Here is a 14,942-nt window from a genome sequence, read left to right on the forward strand (position 1 = left end):
ATGGAAGGCCCTCGTGCATTCTGGCACAAGAATTGCATTAAAAGGTTTAAAAGACTATACTTAGGGCGAAGGGGGATTCTCATTTGCGTGTTCTCTTGGTGGCGCTTAATGCCAAATATGTCCATACAAATTTAGCCCTTCGCTATTTGAAAGAAGGTCTTTTGTGTTCCGTAACTTCCGATGTAATTTTGCGAGAATATAGTATTAATGATCGTCCAGAGCGTATTGCCGGGGAAATCTATGAAACCGGGGCCGATGTCATCGGCTTCTCATGTTACATTTGGAACATTAAGGAAGTCTTGAATGTCATTCGGCAGCTGCATCCCGTCTGCCCTGATGTTCGCTTCGTGCTCGGGGGCCCGGAGGTATCCTATGACGTCGAGGACCTGTTAAGCTCTCATCAAGAGGTGGATGCGGTAATCATCGGTGAAGGGGAGAAATCCTTTAATGATCTGCTTTTAGCCTGGCAGAAGGGAGAGGACCTTTCTCAGGTTGAGGGCGCAGCCTGGAAGCATAACGGGAAAGTGATCGTTAATCCTCCCAGTGATAAATTACCGGATTTAAATGAACTTCCTTTTCCCTATGAGAATGATGAGGATTTTTCCGGCCGCATTGTTTATGTTGAAACGACTCGAGGTTGTCCTTTTTCCTGTCAGTATTGTCTGTCCTCTACCTTTCAGGGCGTTCGTTATTTGGAGCCCGAAGGGTTTCGCCGTATGTTTCGCCGCCTTATAAGTCAAGGTGCGCGTACAATTAAGTTTGTTGACCGTACCTTTAATGCCCATAAACGACATGCTTTTAAGATTTTAGATGTTGTTCGCGAAGAGTGCAGTTCTCTGGGATTATCCAGTCAGGTGCGGGTTCACTGTGAAATAGCAGGGGATCTGTTAGATGACGAATGGATGGATTTTTTCAGGAATTATCCCCAAGGTTTGATTCAACTGGAAATTGGTGTCCAGTCGACCTATCAACCTACATTAGAAATTGTTGCTCGGCATCAGGATTTTGAAACTTGGAAAAAATATGTTCCTATAATGAAGGAACTGCAAATTCCTTTGCACCTGGATTTGATTGCCGGTCTGCCTCTCGAAAATTGGTCAAATTTCCGGAATTCCTTCAATGACGTTTACGCAGTCAAACCGGATATGCTCCAACTTGGATTTCTGAAAGTTCTAAAAGGATCAGGCCTGCGTCTGAACAGTCAAAAATATGGCCTTCTGTTTAACCCTGAGCCTCCATATACTATTTTAGAAACAGCAGTATTGTCGCATAAAGAAATGCTTCAATTGCAGCGTATGGAAGAGGTCCTTGACAAATATTATAATTCGGGAAAGTTCGTTCATGCTTTGCGGGAAGCCCTTCACATGTTTCCTACGGCCTTTGACTTCTACCATGAATTGGCCGAGTATTGGAAAAAAAACGGTTGGTTTCAGCGCTTATGGCCGGGTAAAGCATTATTTGATAAATTGTGGGAGTTTATGGAATGGGTTCAATCCCAAAGGGAAAGTTCATTAAACTTCGCAGCCCCGGGCCGGAAAGCGTTTCTGGATGCTCTGCGTTTCGACTATTATTTATGGGAACGCCCTAAAACCCTTCCTGACTACTTTGTCAGGAGCGAAGGGCAAGAAGAACGGCCCAACGGCGGGGAATCAAAGGGCAGCGGCGAAGAGATTCAGCGAGATGGTCACTGGGCCAATGTTGTTCCTGAGTTTGCAGCCATGGATCGTCGCCAGTGGAATCGCAATACAGCCGTGGCTTATTTCGAGACAGATGTCTTAAAGGTGGGTGAATCTGGTTCCGGCTGGTTTCTTTTCCTTTATCAGCAGGGCCAAGTCAGAACTTATCGCTATCACGTATGAATGGAGTGCAGAACCATGATTTCCCGTACTCTACCCCGCAGTATTTTCTGCTTATTAATCATCATTTTCTTAGTTATCGGCTGCTCTCAGGCACCTCAGACGGGAGAGCCCGGCGGTCAGGCTCCTGCCGTCATAGAAGTTTGGCATTCACTTCTCGGGGCTCAGGCGGATGCCTTAGAGGCCCAGGCTGAGGCCATAACGAAAGCTCATCCGGAGGTGATTGTTAAACTTAAATATATTCCCGAAGAGAAGTTTGCAGCCTTTTCTTATCAGGCCGAAGCAGGCGGAGAGGGACCGGAAATTTTCATTGCCCGGCGGGAAGTTATTCGTCAGCTCTATGGTCAGGGAACGTTAGCCAAGACTGCTTATTCGGATCAAGAAAGCTTTCCCGCTGCTTCGACCGGTTTTCGCTTTGGAGATACCCAATATGCCTTACCATGGTTAACAGATGTTCCTCTGCTTTATTACAGAACAGATATGGTTAGTGCTCCGGGTACTCTTGCCGACCTTTTTTCCTCCCAAGGAGGCACTTCTGTCCTGGCGGCGGATACTGCGACCCTTTCCGCTTGGTGGAATGGGCAAGGCGGAAAGTTGATGAACGCGGGGAAACCCTCTCTGGATGATCCCAGTAATCTTGCGTTTTTACAGCAGTTGATGGCCTGGCAAAGCGCAAAGACTCTTAGAATTGATCCTCAGGCCATGTCTGCCTTTGCAGATGGTCAAACGCCCTATGTGATTGCAGGAGCGAGCCAGGCAGCACTTTTAAATCAGAAAAAGGTCCCCTGGGGATGTATTTCCCTGGCCGATCTAACGGCGGGTCAGGGAGAGCCCCTTTTAGGTTTAACCTTCGGGATTGCGAATTCCGCCATCATGACGAATGATCTTGGCCCGGAGATTCAAATTGTTGAAAAGGCACTTCTGCAGCCTGAGGCTGAGGGGGCTCTTGTCAAGGCAGGATCCCTTCTGCCGGCAAATACTGCTTATTATAAGCTTCCCGAAGCCCAAACGGGAGTCTTCCCCCAAGCTTATCGAGCTCTTTCAAAGGCCTGGGTCTTAGCGGGCAATGCTCAGGAGTGGAACTTGATTTCTCTTCAGGATACAGCCTGGAGCAGTGCTTTGACGGGAAGCCTCAGTCCGCAGGATGCCTTGACAAATGCCCAGACTCAAGCCTTGAAAGCTTTAACAAAAAGTACTTAGATTTGATATAAATTTGCAGAGGGGGTGAAAAGAATGGATAAAGAAGGATTGGAAATTATTGTAATTACCGGTTTGTCCGGAGCTGGAAGAACTCAGGCTATGCAGAGTCTTGAGGATCAAGGGTTCTTCTGTGTTGACAATTTGCCTCCAACCTTTTTAGTAAAATTCGCCGAGCTATGTGCTCAATCTCGCGGCAAGGTTTCCAAAGCGGCTATTGTTTGCGACTTGCGGGGAGGGGAATTCTTTTCTTCCCTGAGTGAAGCATTAACCAATTTGGAGATAGAGGGGTTTCATCTTCAAGTTCTCTTTTTAGATGCTTCGGATAAAACCTTGATCAGGCGCTATAAAGAATCTCGCCGTCGTCATCCCTTGTCACCTCAAGGAAGAGTCTTAGACGGGATTCAGGCAGAACGTCAGCAACTCGAAGAGTTAAGGATTCGAGCGGATGAAATTATTGACACCTCCGATTTAACGGCCTCACAGCTTCGGGCTAAGGTTGCCGAACGTTTTGCTAAAGGGCAAGGCAGGCAGATGGCGGTATCTGTAATTTCCTTTGGTTTCAAATATGGAATACCTCTTGATGCTGATTTACTGATGGATGTTAGATTTTTGCCTAACCCGTTTTATGTAGAATTATTGCGTCCTTTGACGGGCGAAGATAAGTTAGTACAGGATTATGTTTTTGGCAATCAAATGGCTCAGGAATTTATGGAAAAATATTTGGCGTTGCTCGAATATATTCTTCCTAACTATGTGAAAGAAGGAAAAACTCATTTAGTCATCGGCATCGGCTGTACAGGCGGTCAGCATCGTTCCGTGGCTATCGCTGAACGGGTTGGACAATTTTTAAGGGAACGCAATTATGCAATTAGTATTAAACATCGGGATGCCGCAAAAAATCGGAAGGGCGGAACCCCTCGATGAGAAGTGGAAGACATGAGAAGATTGCTCAGTATCTGAAATGGCTTTACCCAAATTTGAAAGTGAAACGATGGTTCCTGGTAGCAGTCTTTGGAATTTTTCTATTCGCTACGGGTTTTGCCGTTATGAATGATGGGGTAGCCTTGGGATATGCGGAATTGCAATTTCGGGAGATAATTTATCATCTTACCGGAAGCACTCAACACGTAGCTATACCGACAGGTTTGATTATAAGTGTCCTTGGGGTTTTAGCAATTGCCATCGGTTTTAAACGCATGCTGTATTCAATTATTTCCGGTGTTTTACCGGGAAATGAAGGTAAAATTGTTGATGTGATTTATGCCCGGCAACATTTAATGAGAGGCCCAAAGATTGTTGTTGTAGGAGGGGGCACGGGGCTGTCATCACTTCTGCGCGGTTTAAAACACTATACGCGCAATCTCACAGCGATCGTAACGGTTTCCGATGATGGCGGAAGTTCTGGACGCTTACGCGAAGAAATGGGCATTCAGCCGCCGGGTGATGTGCGCAACTGTTTAGTGGCTCTCGCGGACACCGAAGATATTATGGATACGTTGTTTTCTTATCGCTTTGAAAGCGGGACTCTCGAAGGCCATAGTCTGGGAAACTTGCTTTTGGCAGGGCTGACCGATACTTTTGGCGATTTTCAAAAGGGAATCGAACGAGTCAGTAAAGTCTTTGCTCTGCGCGGCAAGGTTTTTCCTTCGACCTTGGAACAAGTCGAGTTAATGGCAGATTTCGAAGATGGACGGCATGTAAGAGGCGAGACTTCTGTGCGGGAAACTGATGGTAAGATCTGTCGGGTTTCTTTAAATCCCAGCAGCTGTACTCCTCTACCTGGTGCCCTGAAGGCTCTGGAAGAGGCCGATCTTATTGTTTTAGGCCCTGGGAGTCTCTATACCAGCGTTTTGCCGAATCTCTTGGTTGACGGTCTTCGCAATAAAATACGAAAGGTCAATGCTCCCTGTGTTTACGTCTGTAATGTTATGACTGAAAAAGGGGAAACTGATGGCTATAGTGTGTCTGACCATTTGAAAGCAATCCTGGATCACTGCGGACCTGGTTTTGTAGATGCAGTATTGGCCACCAAAGGAGAAATTACGGCCTCAATTTTGCAGCGCTACGTTGAGGAAGACGCTGTTCCTGTTGCCACGGACCCTAAAGAAGTGGAACGGTTAGGTGCCAGGTATTTTGAAGCCAACCTTGTACAGGAGAGAAATGTCGTTCGTCATGATCCCGATCTTCTGGCGAAAGAGCTCATCCGTTTACTGTTTCGCTTAAAACCTATGGGTGAACGTATTGCTCTAGTCGATGCTTATTTATTATCCCAGAAGCTCCGTAAAAATTCGTAAAGGTTTTATAATTAAGTGAGTCAAGCTTCTATCCTGGTGTTCAAACCTCGATAAAGGAGGGCTGATCATTGTCCTTTAGTGCTGTAACCAAAGAAGAGTTGGCACGCTTATCCGAACAAAAACCGTGTTGTGAGCTGGCAGAATTAGCGGCTTTAGTTCGCATGGATGGTACCCTTCAAATCAGTGCTCATCAACAATACACCCTGAATGTTATCACGGAAAGTGCTCCTGTAGCCCGTAAAATTTATCGCTTAGCCAAAGATGTCCTTAAGCGGCCCGTAGATATTGTTGTCCGGCGTAAATTAAGGCTGCGCAAGAATAATTCCTATATGGTTCGAATTTATCCCCGGGGAGCAGAAGACTTGCAGAATCTCGGCTTGCTTAATGAAGATGGGCAAATATACCATGGCATTTTGCCGGATTTAATCAAGAAACGTTGTGATCAAAAGGCTTACTTGCGGGGGGCTTTCTTGGCCGGAGGTTCCATTAATAATCCTGAAGGAACCTATCACTTGGAAATCGTAAGTAATGACGAAGAACATGCCCAAGCATTATGCCAGTTGGTTAATCGCTTTAAATTAGGGGCCAAAGTTAGTATGCGGAAGCACTGGTATGTCGTTTATATTAAAGAAAGTGAACGAATTGTGGAGTTTCTCGGCTTTATTGGAGCACATCACGCCCTTTTGGAATTTGAAAATGTCCGGGTTCTTAAAGATGTTCGCAATCAAGTTAACCGTCTTGTCAATTGCGAAACGGCAAATCTGGATAAAATTGTTGATGCTGCAGTAAGACAGCTGGAAAATATTCAGCTTATTCAAAATACAATCGGGCTTCAGGCCTTGCCGCCTACCCTGAAGGGTATGGCTGAACTGCGTTTGGAATATCCGGATGCCAGTTTAAAAGAGCTTGGTGAAATGCTTCAGCCTAAAGTCGGCAAATCAGGCGTTAATCATCGAATGCGCAAAATTGAAGAATTAGCCGAGCGAATTAGGAGCGCAAAGACAGGAAATTCTAAGTTAATGGTTTAAATTTTGATCCCGCGACATTAAGAGGAGATGGGGGGGATTAGGTGCGGTTAGGATATGGCTTAAGTTTAGAGCAGACTCAAAAACTAATTATGACTCCGGAATTGCGACAGGCGATTACGATTTTACAATTGTCCGCACTTGAATTGTCCACATATGTTGAGGAACAGCTGTTAGAGAACCCTTTACTGGAAACACAGGAAGAAAATTTGGATGTTAAAGGTGAAACGGAGCACAGCAGTGCGGAAGAAAGTCCTTCAGATGATAAATGGGATGTTGATTGGCAGGATTACTTTCATGATCAAGATGAAAATCGTTCTCGGCAGGAACGGGTAACTCCAGACGAAAGGCAGCGATTTGATCCTTTTATAGCGGCTGCTCCGACCCTTCAGGAGCATTTGCTGGAACAACTTCATGTTCAAAAAATTTCCGCCCCTTTAAACGTCGCTGAGTATATTGTTGGGAACCTTAATGATAATGGTGGTTTGACCTTGACCCCGGAAGATATAGCCCGGGAGACTCATGTTCCTCTGGAAACAGCGGAAATGGCCTTGGCGGCCGTGCAAACTCTGGACCCATTAGGCGTAGGAGCACGAAGTCTTGAAGAATGCCTGAGACTTCAGCTTCCGCTTATTCCTAATTGCCCTCCGGAATTGTCTGAATTATTAAAGCATCTTGAAGATCTGGCGGCAGGGCGGCTGCAAAAGATTGCCCATGCTCTGAAACTGTCAATTACTCGTGTTCAAGAACTTGCAGATATGATTCGAAAATTAGACCCTAAGCCTGGTCTGCGTTTTTCTGGCCCTGGAGATGTGCGCTATATTGTTCCCGACGTTGTCATTGAAGAAATTGGCGGAGAGTTTATTATTTTGGTTAATGATGTTACTGTTCCTCGCCTGGGAATTAACAAAACCTACCGAGAAGCTCTCAGCCATGAGGGAGAAACGGATACCCGCAAGTTTGTAGAACAAAAGCTGAACGCGGCCGCCTGGTTGATTCGCAGCATTGAACAGCGGCGCTTAACACTCTATAAAGTTGCTAATGCCATTGTGAAATGGCAAACTGATTTTCTGCGCTTTGGTATTCACCATCTGAAACCACTCACCTTAAGGGACATTGCTGAGGAAATCGGGGTCCACGAGTCGACGGTCAGCCGTGCAACCTCTCATAAATATGTTCAAACGCCGCGAGGAATTTACGAATTCAAGTTTTTCTTCGCCAACGGCATGGGGCGTGGTCATAGCAGTGAGTCAAGCATCACAACGGAGGAAATCAAGCTCGCCTTGAGAGAGATCATTTCTTCAGAGAACCCTAAGAGTCCTTACTCTGACCAGAAATTAGCGGATCTGCTCAAAGTTAAAAATATGGAAATCTCCAGGCGGACGGTAGCTAAGTATCGGGATGAATTGGGAATACCTACAGCAACGGTAAGAAAACGATATTGATGAAAAGCCTTCAATTTTGAGAATAACCAAAAGTACAGTTGCTTGAACGTTAATATTTCTAGTTCAGGAGAATAAAGGAATAAGAATTATCGGAAATTTTGTTATTTTAGTCTTGAAAAAGGTCAAAAGAAAGAATATACTGATATCACCGACAAGCAATACATCACTGGATTTCAAAAACTCATTAGACAATTTAAGATTGAGGCTAGAGTATTAGAGAAGCCGAGTTATATTAGTTGTTCCTAAGAATGACTAGTGTAATTGGGCTTTTTGTTTTGTCTAATGAGGAGAGAAAATTCCGATATTAAAGAATTTTGCGTGAATTGCCTATTGGTTATCGGGCCCGACCAACCAAATAGGAGAAGCAAGGGATGGCAATGATATTTGGAAATTAACTATAAATGAAAGGGGGTATAGGCTGTTCCAATAATTTTATCAAATAGGCATTAATATATAGATAGACTGCTTTATTCAATCGTAAGATTCCTACGTCTAGAAGTGGGAGCGGTTCCCATACCCTCTTGAGCAAACATAAAAAATAGCGTTAAGATTAAGGAGGACTTGAATTTGGAAGCAAAATTTTTAGCCGAAATGATAGGTACGATGATCATCCTTCTCTTTGGATCAGGGGTAGTCGCCAACGTTCTGCTGAAGAAGACGAACGGAAATAACGGCGGTACATTTATGATTACCCTAGGCTGGGCGGTCGGCGTTCTTCTGGCAATTTATGCTACAGGACCAATCAGCGGAGCACATTTGAATCCTGCTGTTACCATAGCTTTAGCGGTTATCGGACAATTCCCCTGGTCAGAAGTTCCCTTATATATTGCGGCTCAATTCATAGGAGCTTTTCTCGGTGCAGTTATTGTTTATTTTGCGTATCTGAAGCAATGGGAAGTTACGGATGATCCGGGATTAAAGTTGGGGGTTTTTAGTACGGCTCCCCAAATCCGCAGTTACGGAGCAAATTTATTAACCGAAATTATAGGCACTTTTGTTTTAGTTTTTGTCGGACTGGCCATCGGAATTTCCAAATCTGCAACAACGACAGGACTTAATCCTCTGTTATGGGGCTTCTTAATCTGGGGCCTTGGCGTATCCTTCGGCGGTCCGACAGGTTATGCTATTAATCCGGCTCGTGACTTAGGACCCAGAATTGCTCACTTCATATTACCGATACACGGAAAAGGAAAATCGGATTGGGCCTACTCTTGGGTACCTGTTGTCGGCCCGATTATTGGTGGCGTACTCGGCGCTTTTCTCTACAAAATCGTTTACTTGGGCTAGAAACTCCTAGAAACTTGACTATAATTAGATGAGGAGGACTTATTGTGAAGAACTATGTCATGGCTCTTGACCAAGGAACTACGAGTTGTCGAGCAATCCTTTTTGATAAGGAAAGCAAAATTGTGGGAATAACTCAAAAGGAGTTCACTCAGATTTATCCTAAAGCAGGTTGGGTTGAACATGATCCGGAAGAAATCTGGAGTACGCAATACGGGGTTATTGCCGAACTCATTGCTAAAACAGGCATAAAAGTCGATGAAATTGCTTCGATCGGCATAACGAATCAACGTGAAACAACGGTGGTTTGGGATAAACATACCGGTAAGCCGGTTTACAACGCCATTGTCTGGCAGTGCCGCAGAACGACTGCCATTTGCGACGATCTAAAAGCTAAGGGCTGCGAAGAAATGGTTCGGGAAAAAACAGGCCTGGTGGTTGATGCTTATTTTTCCGGAACGAAAGTTAAATGGATTCTAGATCATGTCGAAGGAGCTCGTGCCAAAGCTGAACAGGGGGATTTGCTCTTTGGGACGACAGATACCTGGCTGATCTGGAAACTCACCGGCGGAAAGGTCCATGTTACGGATTATTCCAATGCTTCCCGAACAATGATGTATAATATTCGTGAATTGCAATGGGATCAGGAATTGCTCGCTATGCTGGATGTACCCAAGGGAATGCTGCCGGCAGTACGGAATTCCAGCGAAGTCTACGGCAATACTGATGCCGGTGTGTTCTTGGGCTATGAGGTTCCTATTGCCGGTGTGGCCGGCGATCAGCAAGCCGCTTTGTTTGGACAAGCATGTTACGAGCCTGGAGATGCGAAAAACACCTATGGAACAGGCTGTTTCATGCTGATGAATACGGGAAGTAAAATTCATGCTTCCAAACATGGTTTATTGACAACGATTGCTTGGGGGATTGACGGTAAAGTCGAGTATGCCTTAGAAGGAAGTATCTTCATTGCCGGTGCAGCGATCCAATGGCTGCGCGACGGTCTGAAGATGATTGACGTTGCCCCTGACTCTGAGTATTTTGCCAAAAAGGTTAAAGACACCGATGGCGTTTATTTTGTCCCTGCCTTTGTAGGCTTAGGCGCTCCCTATTGGAATATGCGTGCCAGGGGCGGAATCTTTGGGCTCACTCGCGGAACTACCAAGTCCCATATTATTCGCGCGGCTCTGGACTCTCTGGCCTATCAAACAAAAGATGTTTTAGGATCTATGGAAGCCGATTCTGGTATTTCCTTAAAATCCCTGAGAGTCGACGGTGGTGCAGTTGCCAATAATTTGCTCATGCAGTTCCAGGCTGATATCCTGGGAACAAAGGTTGACAGACCGGAAATCATTGAAACGACAACCCTGGGAGCTGCCTACCTTGCCGGTTTGGCAGTGGGCTTCTGGGAGAGCAAAGAGGAATTGGCAAACCGCTGGCTGCTGAATCAGCGTTTCGAGCCTGTAATGGAAGCAGAGAAGAGAGATAAACTATACAAGGGCTGGTTAAAAGCCGTTGAACGGACGAAAGACTGGGAAGAAGACTGAGTTACGATTGTGAACTTCGATTAAAATAGATAAGGCGGCTTGAGAATAAGTGAAGCCACCAAAGAGGCCATTGCGAAACAACGGTTTCTTTGGTGGTTCTTAATTTCGGGCAAGGAGGAAATATGGATGCGTGAGATTGAGACCCAAGTTGTGGTCATCGGCGGAGGAGCGACAGGGGTTGGAATATTAAGAGACTTGAGTATGCGTGGTATCCCGGCGCTTTTGTTGGAACAAGGAGATCTGGCACATGGGACAAGTTCACGCTTTCATGGACTTTTGCACAGCGGCGCGCGCTATGCGGTTAAAGATGCTAAAGCAGCCCAAGAGTGTATCGAGGAAAATAAGATTGTCAAACACATTGCAGCTCATTGTATCGAGGATACCTCCGGCTGGTTTGTATATTTAAACGAGGATGATCCGGGTTATTTACAGCTATGGCTACAAGGATGTGGCCAGGCAGGAATACCGGTGAAGGAGATTCCCCTTGAAGAAGCCTTTCGCCTCGAACCTTTACTGTCACGACAAGCAGCACGGGTTTTTGAAGTGCCGGATGCTACGGTCGACGGTTTTAAATTGTTATGGGCCAATGTGAAATCAGCGGAAAAATACGGAGGAACGTATCGTACGTATTGTAAAGTGAAATCCCTCTGGTTAGAGAATAAAGACATTAAAGGCGTGTATGCCGAAGATCTCCTTACCGGTGAGATAATACAAATCCGCAGTAAAATTGTCGTCAATGCCGCAGGCCCTTGGTCGGCTGAGATTGCCGCTATGTCCGGTTTTAATGTCCATATGCTGAAGAATAAAGGCTCTCTCCTGGTGTTTAATCAGCGGATGTTCAATCGAGTAATTAATCGTCTGCGAACTCCGGGTGATGGGGATATCTTTGTGCCCCATGAAACCGTAACGATCCTGGGGACAACCTCACAGATGGTCGATCTGCCAGATGATAATCAGGTTAAGGAACAAGATGTTTCGTATTTGTTGGAAATGGGCAAAGATCTCGCAGAAGAAATTGAACAGCACCGTGTTTTACGTGCCTTTGCAGGCATTCGTCCCTTGTATGAAAGCGAAGATGCCTTAGAGCATGAAGGCCGAGGGGTAAGCCGCAACTTTGCTCTCATTGACCATGAGAAACGAGACGGGGTTCGCGGACTGGTAAGCATTGTAGGCGGCAAATTAACAACGTATCGCTTAATGGCTGAAAAAGTGACGGATTGGGTGGCCGCCAAATTAAATGTCACCACCGCCTGCAGTACAGCTGAGGAGCCATTGCATCATGAACCCCCGGCAGACGTCTGGAATAAGGCTCGTCAACTGATAGGAGCAGCGGCGGCGGATAAGATGATGGAACGTCTGAACGAAGAAGCCGCTTCCGTCATTGCAGCCATCGAAAAACAACCCGAACTAGGACAATTTATCTGTGAATGCGAAATGGTCACCCAGGCCGAAGTTCTCCATGCGCTCCAAGATCCAGCGGTTCATTCCCTTGACGACCTGCGCCGTAAGACAAGACTGGGAATGGGGACCTGTCAAGGAACCTATTGTACCTATCGCTCGACGCCTATGCTTAAAGATACCTTTGGCAGTTGGGAGAGAACCCTGAAAGAATATCGGATTTTATTAAGTGAACGATGGCGGGGGATAACCCCGGTGCTTTGGGGAGATCAGCTGCGTGAGAGCGAGTTGGCACGAGCTTTGTATTTAAACGTTTTGGATTTTAAGGCAGTTGAAAGTGAGGAATGAGCAAAATGTGGGATGCCATAGTGGTGGGGGGCGGTTTAGCAGGTTGGACAGCAGGAATTCGTGCCGCACAACGGGGCAAAAAGGTGCTTATTGTGACAGAAGGAGTCGGTACCCTCTATTACTTTTCAGGGATTTTTGATTATGGAGATGTAGAGGGTTTGCGTCATTTGCCGAAACACCCCTATTCCTTATTTGACGCTGAGACAATTGACCGTGGCAAACACTTTATTCAGGAGCTTTGCCCGGAATATATAGAAACTAACAAGTTCCAGCATGCCTTAACGGTCTTAGGGACGGTCCGCAAAGGTGATCTTATGCCCCGCAGCATGGTGCTTCCAGATCGCCAGGAGCAGGGAACTTTTGTACTGTTAGTACCTGAAGGATTGAAGGATTTCTTTCCGGAAATCGTAGTGTCGAACATGGCCCGAGAATTTCCCGGATGGCAAGTGAAGGTAAAGAGAGTACACACGGAGATTCTTGGAGAATGGGAACGAATGGGCAAGAGTGCATCCGGTATTGATTATGCAGCTATCTGGAGATCAAAGGAAGGGCAAAACCTTCTCGCCCAGGAAATTGAAACGATTCGACGAGAGCAGCAAGGAGCAGGCAGCAAAGCGGAAAGAATCGCTGTGGTTTTGCCGAGTCTGGTCAGCGAGTACTTTGATGCTTCGCGCACTAAAATTTATGGGAAGGATTATCCCTTGCCTGTCTTAGAAATGAGTTCTTTTATACCAAGTCCTCATGGCCGTTACTTTGCGGAATATTTGAAACATCAATTTACGGATTTGGGCGGTGAATTAATGATCGGAGCCCGCGCAGCTGCTCTGACTGGAGAGCCGTTGTCGGATAAGGAGCCTAAGTCCTGTCGGGAAATAATAGTCCATAGTATGGGTAAGGTTTTGCACTTAAAAGCCAAGACGTTTATTCTGGCTACCGGCGGACTCTTAGGCGGCGGAATTAAAGTAGGCAGAGAAAGAAAATCGATTCAGGAAGACGTTTTCGATCTGCCCTTATATGTGCCCCAGGAGTGGAGCGCTTCCCAGTTCTTTGCTCCCCAGCCTTTTGCCCAAATTGGCGTGGAAACAGATAGCTGTCTGCGTCCCTTGGACACGAAACTGGGACAAGTTATCTGGGATAATGTCCATGTCGTGGGAAGAATGTTGGCCCATTGGGATCCCTGGACTCAACGGTGCGGCGGAGGTGTATCGGTAACCTCAGGCTGCGCTGCGGCTGAAATGATTTAGGGCCTATGCACTTGAGACGGGAAGGAGGATCCTTGACGATGGATGTAAGAAATGAATTGACAGCACGCTTAGATGCTTGTCAAAAATGTAATGTATGTACAGCTCAGTGCCCGGTGGCCAAAGTAAATCCTCATTTTCCGGGACCGAAAGGTTTAGGACCGGATATGGAACGATTCCGCAGGGGGCAGTTTATTCCAGGGGAAACAACGTTGGATGATTGTTCAAATTGCAAAACCTGTGAAATAACCTGTCCTTCAGGGGTAAAAATAACGGAAATGATTCTTGATGCCCGAAGGGCAGCCCGTAAAGGGCCCCATAAAACGATGTCCGGCGTCAAATTACGCTTAAGAGGGTACGTCCTGGGCCGGGCAGAATATCTGGGCAAGCTCGGAGTTTTATGGCCTGGGATGGCCAATCAAGCCTTGAAACTAAACTTAGTACGGTGGGCTCTTGACAAGGGACTTGCGATCAGTCAAAAAGGCCCCTTGCCTGCTTATGGCAGGCCTTTAGAAGTAATCGAGGATAAGGTCGGAAGATCTGGAGGCACGACCGGCAAGAAAGTTGTCTACTTCCCAGGTTGTTATACACGTTATAATGAAGGGGAGACAGGCCGAATCATGATCAAGGTTTTAGAGCATATTGGCTATAAAACCATTGTACCTAATTTTCATTGTTGTGGTTTACCCTTAGAGGCTAATGGTCAGTTCGACAAGGCCCGTAAGAACGGACTTTATAACCTGGAATTAATGCGTCCCTATCTTGAGGCAGGAGTGCCTGTTATAGCCTCCTGCACCAGCTGTGGCCTGACCTTGAAAGAAGACTACCCTAAGCTGCCGGCACCGGCGGCTCAGATGATTGGGGCTCAGACCTATGATTTGTTCGAATTTTTGTGGCAGCTTTACGAAAAGGGAGAATTGCCCCTGGACTTTCAAGAGGTCAAAGCTTCTTTTGGGTACCATCTGCCTTGCCACTTAAAAGCTCAAGGGATTGGAACCCCAGCTTTGCGCATTTTGCGTTTAATCCCCGGTGTTAAAATACGTAATCTTGATGCCGGCTGCTGCGGCTTATCCGGGAGCTATGGATTTAAAGCTGAAAAGTATGATAAAGCAATGAAAATCGGAAGCCCCCTTTTTGAGGCAGTCAATGTCGGAGTTGAGCGGGGAGATATTCAGGAAATGTTAACGGAATGCGGGGTCTGTAAAGTTCAGATTCAACATGGTACTTCTATTCCCACTGAACATCCTTTGCGTATTTTGGCAAAAGCATATAATATAATACACGAATAATTAATTAAACCTTGGGGG

The 14,942-nt window shown here is 46.1% G+C and carries 11 protein-coding genes; all 11 read left to right on the forward strand.

Annotated elements, in window-relative coordinates; genetic code table 11:
• Positions 1 to 83 precede the first annotated feature (83 nt).
• The 11 genes from ACPUYX_RS09715 to ACPUYX_RS09765 all read left to right on the forward strand — a co-directional run bounded on the left by ACPUYX_RS09715 (position 84) and on the right by ACPUYX_RS09765 (position 14,924).
• Positions 84 to 1,859 (forward strand): B12-binding domain-containing radical SAM protein, encoded by a 1,776-nt coding sequence (locus tag ACPUYX_RS09715; protein ID WP_426379462.1) that lies wholly within the window; start codon positions 84 to 86, stop codon positions 1,857 to 1,859.
• Positions 1,860 to 1,874: 15 nt separating this feature from the next.
• On the forward strand, positions 1,875 to 3,056 hold the full coding sequence (locus ACPUYX_RS09720) for a sugar ABC transporter substrate-binding protein (RefSeq protein WP_426379463.1): 1,182 nt from the start codon (positions 1,875 to 1,877) through the stop codon (positions 3,054 to 3,056).
• A 33-nt stretch (positions 3,057 to 3,089) separates the two neighbouring features.
• Entirely contained in the window at positions 3,090 to 3,980 is an 891-nt protein-coding gene (gene rapZ / locus ACPUYX_RS09725) for an RNase adapter RapZ (protein WP_088227140.1), read from the forward strand.
• Entirely contained in the window at positions 3,977 to 5,350 is a 1,374-nt protein-coding gene (locus tag ACPUYX_RS09730) for a gluconeogenesis factor YvcK family protein (protein WP_426379464.1), read from the forward strand. The genes rapZ and ACPUYX_RS09730 overlap by 4 nt, the downstream gene beginning before the upstream one ends.
• Positions 5,351 to 5,418: 68 nt before the next feature.
• Positions 5,419 to 6,378: a DNA-binding protein WhiA gene (whiA, locus tag ACPUYX_RS09735; protein ID WP_426379465.1), complete on the forward strand. Its 960-nt coding sequence runs from the start codon at positions 5,419 to 5,421 to the stop codon at positions 6,376 to 6,378.
• Between the two features lie 41 nt (positions 6,379 to 6,419).
• Positions 6,420 to 7,820: an RNA polymerase factor sigma-54 gene (gene rpoN / locus ACPUYX_RS09740; RefSeq protein WP_426379466.1), complete on the forward strand. Its 1,401-nt coding sequence runs from the start codon at positions 6,420 to 6,422 to the stop codon at positions 7,818 to 7,820.
• Positions 7,821 to 8,387: 567 nt separating this feature from the next.
• Positions 8,388 to 9,107 carry an MIP/aquaporin family protein gene (locus tag ACPUYX_RS09745; RefSeq protein ID WP_426379467.1) on the forward strand — a complete coding sequence of 240 codons (720 nt, stop codon included), beginning with the start codon at positions 8,388 to 8,390 and terminating at the stop codon, positions 9,105 to 9,107.
• 59 nt (positions 9,108 to 9,166) lie between these two features.
• The gene (gene glpK, locus ACPUYX_RS09750; RefSeq protein ID WP_426379613.1) at positions 9,167 to 10,648 is read left to right on the forward strand and encodes a glycerol kinase GlpK; all 1,482 of its coding nucleotides are present in this window, start codon (positions 9,167 to 9,169) and stop codon (positions 10,646 to 10,648) included.
• Positions 10,649 to 10,774: 126 nt separating this feature from the next.
• Positions 10,775 to 12,394, forward strand: a complete 1,620-nt coding sequence (gene glpA / locus ACPUYX_RS09755; protein WP_426379468.1) for an anaerobic glycerol-3-phosphate dehydrogenase subunit GlpA — start codon at positions 10,775 to 10,777, stop codon at positions 12,392 to 12,394.
• Between the two features lie 5 nt (positions 12,395 to 12,399).
• Positions 12,400 to 13,638, forward strand: a complete 1,239-nt coding sequence (locus tag ACPUYX_RS09760) for an FAD-binding protein (protein WP_426379469.1) — start codon at positions 12,400 to 12,402, stop codon at positions 13,636 to 13,638.
• A gap of 38 nt (positions 13,639 to 13,676) precedes the next feature.
• Positions 13,677 to 14,924: an anaerobic glycerol-3-phosphate dehydrogenase subunit C gene (locus ACPUYX_RS09765; protein WP_426379470.1), complete on the forward strand. Its 1,248-nt coding sequence runs from the start codon at positions 13,677 to 13,679 to the stop codon at positions 14,922 to 14,924.
• Positions 14,925 to 14,942 lie beyond the last annotated feature (18 nt).

The organism is Desulfosporosinus sp. SYSU MS00001 (assembly GCF_049943955.1).
Lineage (GTDB): Bacteria > Bacillota > Desulfitobacteriia > Desulfitobacteriales > Desulfitobacteriaceae > Desulfosporosinus.